This window comes from Kitasatospora sp. NPDC004799, assembly GCF_040609095.1.
Taxonomy (GTDB): domain Bacteria; phylum Actinomycetota; class Actinomycetes; order Streptomycetales; family Streptomycetaceae; genus Kitasatospora.
Window position 1 is genome coordinate 1 of record NZ_JBEXJK010000490.1, and the last position, 5,817, is coordinate 5,817.

Genomic DNA, 5,817 nt, shown 5'->3' on the forward strand with positions numbered 1-5,817 from the left:
CCCGGCGCGGCCGCCATCACCAAGGTCAAGCTGCTGCGCGGCGACGGCCACATCCTGCTCGCCGCCGACTGCGCGAAGTCCCAGATCCAGATCGGGACCCTGGCCCCGGGCAACCCGGACAACCAGATCTGCTTCACCGTCACCGGCACCACGGGAAGCCTCTCCCTCCAGCTGCCCGACGTCTTCTTCGTCCAGACCAGCGGCGGCCGCTCGGTCCGCGCCGGCCTCACCGTCGGCACCGCCTCGCAGACCGTCGACGTCCCCACGAACGGCTTCAAGGGAGTCGGCGTGGGCACCGGCGGCAGCCCGGCCGCCCTCGTCGAGCTGACCGTCACCGGCTGACCGCCACCACCCCGCATCCACCTCTCACGTTAGGGAGCCCACTCATGCCTCGCACCTCCTCGCCCCGCACCCGACGGGCCGGCGCCCTGACCGCCGTCCTCGCCGCCGGCGCGCTGACCACCCTCGCCACGCCCCCGGCCGGGGCCGTCTCCGGTGACACCGCCGCCGACGGTTCCTACGCCTTCACCGCGCGCCTGGTGATCGGCGACAACCTGCGCGCCTGCACCGGCGCGCTGGTCGACCGCAGCTGGGTGCTCACCGCCGCCTCCTGCTTCGCCGACGACCCGGCGCAGCCGCAGGCCCTGGCGGCCGGGGCGCCGAAGTGGAGGACCACGGTCACCGTCGGCCGCACCGACCTGACCACCACCGGCGGCCGGACCGCCGAGGTGGCCGAGCTGGTGCCGCGCGCCGACCGCGACCTCGTCATGGCCCGCCTCGCCACGCCCGTCGACGGCATCGCCCCGCTGCCGGTCGCCACCGCCGCGCCCACCGCCGGGCAGACCCTGCGCGTGCCCGGGTACGGGCAGACCAAGAACGAGTGGGTGCCGCTCAAGCTCCACACCGGCGCCTTCTCGCTGGACACGGTGAGCGCCACCGGCCTCGGCACCACCGGCACCGGCGGCGCGGCGATCTGCAAGGGCGACACCGGCGCCCCCGTGGTCCGCGAGGTCAACGGCAAGGCCGAGCTGGTCGCCGTCGCCTCCCGCTCCTGGCAGGGCGGCTGCCTGGGCGTCCCCGCCACCGAGACCCGCACCGGCGCCCACAACTCCCGCGTCGACAACATCGCCGGCTGGGTGCAGCAGACCCGGGCGACCGCCCTCGGCTGGAAGACCCAGGCCCTGGTCCGCAGCGACGCCAACCTCTACTTCGCCACCCGCCTCTACGACGGCAGCTGGACCCCGTACGAGGACGTCCAGGCCACGGCCGGGAACATCGGCGGCGTCCGCGCCGTCTCCTCGGCCGGTGTCAACGCCGAGACCCACGTCATAGCCCTGGGTGGTGACGGGCACCTGCACCACGCCATCCGCGGCCTCAACGGCGGCTGGGCCCAGAAGTTCATCGACATCAACGCCACCGTCTCCGACCTCGGCAACATCACCCAGGTCGCCATCGCCCCGGTCGGCGCCGAACTGCACGTCGTGGTCGTCGCGGACGGCATCCTGTTCCACAGCGTCCGCTACGCGGACGGCCACTGGAGCAACTTCAACGTCGTCACCGACGTCACCGGCCCGCTCAACGGCATCACCTCGATCGCCGCCGCCGGAGCCGCCGGCGGCGAGCTGCACATCGCCGCCGTGTCGGGCGGGAAGGTCTACCACACGCGGCGCGCCGCCGACGGGAACTGGTCCCTCTGGGGATCGGTCGGCGAGGCCGCCGGCGCCACCGGGCCCGTGGCCGCCGTCACCATCGCCCGCCAGAACAACGACCTCAACCTCGCGGTCGTCGCGAGCGACGGCCAGTACCACACCCTGCGCTACGCCAACGGGAGTTGGTCGCCCATGACGTCCCTCGTCGACGTCGTCGGCAACATCACCGGCACCGGCATCAGCTCCGCCCCCGTCGACACCGACACCCAGTTCGCCGTCACCACCAACGACAACAAGGTCCTCCTGACCGCCCGGCACGCCGACGGCACCTGGGCCACCCCCGAGAGCCTCAACCTCACCGCGATCCCCGGCAACCACACCGGGACCGTGATCACCAGCTCCCTCTGACCGGTAGGCCGTCGAGCGTCCTGGGGCGGGAACGGGCCACCGTCCCGCATCAGGACGCTCCGGACGCTCCGGACGCCGTCGGCGGACGTCGGCAGGCCCGGCTGAAACTCCCCCACGAGTTCAACCGGGCCTCAGCCGGTCACCGGGCCCGGCACAGGGCTCCCCCACAGAACCGCCGCCGAGCCCGCATCCCGATCAACCGACGCCACGCAGCGTACATGCCATCTCCACTCAGCGCTACCTCGCGCCCGGGGCAACCTGCCCGCCGTCGCCGCTCTGCGGCGCGACCTCGACCTGCCGGGCGGTTCGCCGGCCACCTCGCCCGGCTCGTCGTCGGCCGCGGCGCCGTGGCCCTCGGAACGGGAACGGGAACGGGCCTCACCCGATAGCCCGTGGTTCGCGGAATATGACGCCCGACATTACCCCCCCCTGTCACCGGATAAACATCCATCCCTCGGAGCCCGGCCGCCACCTCCTCGTTTCGGCCACGGCCCGCCGCGACCGCCCGGGCCGGAACGGCGGGAGCGGGTCCGGCGACGGGGCCGCGCCAGGCCGGTGGCCGCAGGATCCACGGGCTCACCTGCGACTTCGCGGGACCGCGGGCACCCCCGCACCGCACCCCTCCGACGAACCCGCACCCATGACCGAATAGTCACCCGCCAAGCGGAATGATCTTCTTCCACTTAGGGGTGGACCTTGCGTTTCGATCTTTCGCCTACCCATAATCGCCTGAGCACCGAACCGGCCTTTTCCTGCAAATGAATGACGCACCACAGAAATACGAGCCGTACAATGTGCCAACGGGGGCATGCACATGGGGATCAACCTGTTCATCATCAGCGACAATCCGGTTGCACTGGCCGGGCTGGAGACAATCATCGAACAGGATGACAAATTCACACTCGTCGGCCGGGCAGTGAGCAGCCTCGACGGCATGCGACGTCTCGAGAACATCGAAATACAGCCGCACGTCATCATCCTGGGTGAGCCGTCCTCGAAGAAGTACATCTACGAGAACGCCCAGCAGATCGTCTCGACCTACCGCCACCGGAAGACCAGACCCAAAATCCTGGTGGTGTCGCAGAACGACGACGACGACGCGGTCTTCACCGCCCTGCGCGTCGGGGTCAGCGGGTACCTCTCGCACATCAGGTCGTCCGAGGAACTCCTCCACTCCATCACGATGGTGGCCGAGGGAGGCGCCGTCTTCAGCCGGACCATAGCCGCCCGGCTCAGCCTGCACTTCTCCACCGCGCAGATCCTGCCGGAGACGATCAGGCTGTCCGACCTGACCAGCAGAGAACTCGAGATACTGGAACTGATCGCCGGCGGACTGAGCAACCACCAGATCGCCCGTCGGATCTTTCTCGCGGAAAAGACCGTGCGCAACTACGCCTCGCGGATCTTCGCGAAACTGGCGGTGCACGACCGGGACTCCGCGGCCGTGCTGGCCCGTGACGCCGGCCTCGGAAGGGCGACACCGGAAGTCCGCCTGGTGAAGCACGAGTACGCATCGGGCGCGGCGTGACACCTGCCGAGCGCGCCTGACACGAGTGAAGAAGCTCCGGTTGGAGTGGGTGGCCGACGGCCGACCCGCCGAGCCGGGGCTTCGACGTGCCGGGGCTTCGACCTGCCGTGCCCGAGATCAGCATTCCCGCCACCGGATCACAAGGAGTGAACGAGTCATGTCCCCGAACGAGTTGCCCCTCGTCTGCCTTCCCTTCGCGGGCAGCGGAGCCGGGTTCTACCGCGCCTGGAACGCCGTACCGCCCGGCCTGCGCGTCATACCCCTCCAACTTCCCGGCCGCGAGGAGCTGTTCCTGGAGGAGCCGTTCACCGACGCGGCAACGGCCGCCTCCGCCCTCGCCCCGCAGGTCCTGGAACTCGTGGGCGGCGAGGCGCCGTTCGCGCTCTTCGGCCACAGCCTGGGCGCCGTCCTCGCGTACGAGCTGGCCCGCGAACTGGGCGGCCGCTCCGGACTGCGCCACCTCTTCGTGAGCGGGTCCCCCGGCCCCGGCAGCGGCCGTACGCACCGGGCGACCGGGCTGGACGACGAGGAGTTCCTGGCCCGCGTCGGCGAGTTCGCCGGCTACCGGCACGCGGCTTTCGACGACCCCGACCTGCGGGAGCTGCTCCTGCCCCTGCTGCGCGCCGACGTGGCGATGCACGAGAACTACGTCCCCGCCTCCGACTCCCCGCTGCCCCTCCCGGTCACCTCGCTGCGCGGCGCCGACGACCTGCTCGTCTCCCGGGCCCAGGCCGAGGAGTGGCGGACCACCACCGAGGCGTCCTTCACCTACCGGGAACTGCCCGGCAGCCACATGTACCTCGTCGACTCCCCGGAGGTGCTGCTGACCACGGTCGCGAGCGTACTCACCGACGGCGACACCGCCCCGGCCGGCTCCGACCGAGGAGCGGCGCCGTGCAGCTGAAGGGCAGGACAGCCCTGATCACCGGGGCGGCGCGCGGGCTCGGCCGCGCCTGCGCCCTCCGCTTCGCGGCGGAGGGCGCCGACCTGCTGCTGGTCGACATCGCCGACGACCTCCCCGGCGTGGGGTACCCCATGGGGTCGGCCGCCCAGCTCGAGCACACGGCCGACCTCTGCGCGCGGCACGGTGTCACGGTGCTCCCGGTCCCTTGCGACGTGCGCGACCTCCACCGGGTCACGTCGGTCGTGGCGGAATGCCTGGACCGGTTCGGACGGCTGGACGTCCTGGTCAACGGCGCCGGGATCGCCGCGCCCTCCGGCCGCCCGGTCCACGAGATCTCCGAGGACGAGTGGTCGCTCATGCTGGACGTCGACCTGTCCGGGGCCTGGCGCATGACCAAGGCCGTGGTTCCGGCGATGATCGAGCAGCGCTCCGGAAGCATCGTCAACATCTCCTCGACGGCCGGCCTCGTGGGCTACCGGCACTTCGCCGGCTACGTCGCCGCCAAGCACGGCCTGATCGGCCTGACCAAGGCCGCGGCGCTGGACTACGCGCCGTACCGCGTCCGGGTGAACGCGCTCTGCCCCGGCTCCGTCCGGGACGACCCGCTGGTCGAGGGCCGGATGCTCTCCGAGATCGCGCGGTCGCTCGACGTCCGCGTCGACGAACACGAGGAGGTGTTCGTCCAGTCCCAGCCGATGAACACCCTCATCGAGCCCCCGGACATCGCCGGTGCGGCCCTCTGGCTGGCGGGAGACGACTCGCGCCAGGTGACCGGCAGCGTGCTCACGGTCGACGGCGGCTTCAGCGCCCGGTGACCGTGCCCGCCCACCCCCTTCGGAGAGGGAATCTGATGACCGTACGCACTCCTGCCTGCCACAGCCTGGTGGTACGCGCCCGGCACCCGGTGGACCCGGCACAGAGCCGGAGGTCACTCGAACAAGAGAGCAGGGAACGGCCGGAGTTGGCGGGGTCGAGGCTGTGGAGCCTGCCGCTCACGGTGGATTCCTCGAGCGGCCCCGGGCACGCGCGCGTCCGCCGGGAGGCCGAGCGGCCGTTGCACCCCTGCGGACCTCCGTTGCGCGCCGTGCTCGTGGAGTACGCCGACGGGGTCGTCGACGCCGTCCTGGTGGCGCGGCGTTCGGTGCCCTACGGCGTGCTCGTGCGGCTGGCGGCGCTCCTCCTGGACGGCGAGCCCCTCGGCGACCACCCGCTGCCCGCCCTCGCCGCACCGGGCGCACGAGGACCTCCGGACCGAGAGGGGGCGGGGCGGCCGGCGGCTGCGGGGCCGCCGACCACCGCCAGCCTGCCAGGGCCCGGTCAACCACCGG

General features: G+C 71.8%; 4 protein-coding genes and 2 pseudogenes. All 6 read left to right on the forward strand.

Annotated elements, in window-relative coordinates:
* Positions 1-342 (forward strand): annotated as a pseudogene (locus ABZW03_RS36190) (hypothetical protein); the annotation flags it as partial.
* Between the two features lie 44 nt (positions 343-386).
* Positions 387-2,057, forward strand: coding sequence for a S1 family peptidase (locus ABZW03_RS36195; RefSeq protein WP_355268302.1), 1,671 nt, complete (start codon positions 387-389; stop codon positions 2,055-2,057).
* Positions 2,058-2,871: 814 nt separating this feature from the next.
* On the forward strand, positions 2,872-3,585 hold the full coding sequence (locus tag ABZW03_RS36200; RefSeq protein ID WP_355268305.1) for a response regulator transcription factor: 714 nt from the start codon (positions 2,872-2,874) through the stop codon (positions 3,583-3,585).
* Positions 3,586-3,742: 157 nt separating this feature from the next.
* Positions 3,743-4,489: an alpha/beta fold hydrolase gene (locus ABZW03_RS36205; RefSeq protein WP_355268308.1), complete on the forward strand. Its 747-nt coding sequence runs from the start codon at positions 3,743-3,745 to the stop codon at positions 4,487-4,489.
* Positions 4,480-5,304, forward strand: coding sequence for a mycofactocin-coupled SDR family oxidoreductase (locus ABZW03_RS36210; protein ID WP_355268311.1), 825 nt, complete (start codon positions 4,480-4,482; stop codon positions 5,302-5,304). The genes ABZW03_RS36205 and ABZW03_RS36210 overlap by 10 nt, the downstream gene beginning before the upstream one ends.
* Before the next feature lie 260 nt (positions 5,305-5,564).
* Positions 5,565-5,817: pseudogene (locus tag ABZW03_RS36215) on the forward strand (hypothetical protein); the annotation flags it as partial.

What these genes read in the sequence shown, in the direction of transcription:
- ABZW03_RS36205 (WP_355268308.1), top strand. Translation starts at nt 3,743, where the DNA reads ATGTCCCCGAACGAGTTGCCCCTCGTCTGCCTTCCCTTCGCGGGCAGC.
- ABZW03_RS36195 (WP_355268302.1), top strand. Translation starts at nt 387, where the DNA reads ATGCCTCGCACCTCCTCGCCCCGCACCCGACGGGCCGGCGCCCTGACC.
- ABZW03_RS36200 (WP_355268305.1), top strand. Translation starts at nt 2,872, where the DNA reads ATGGGGATCAACCTGTTCATCATCAGCGACAATCCGGTTGCACTGGCC.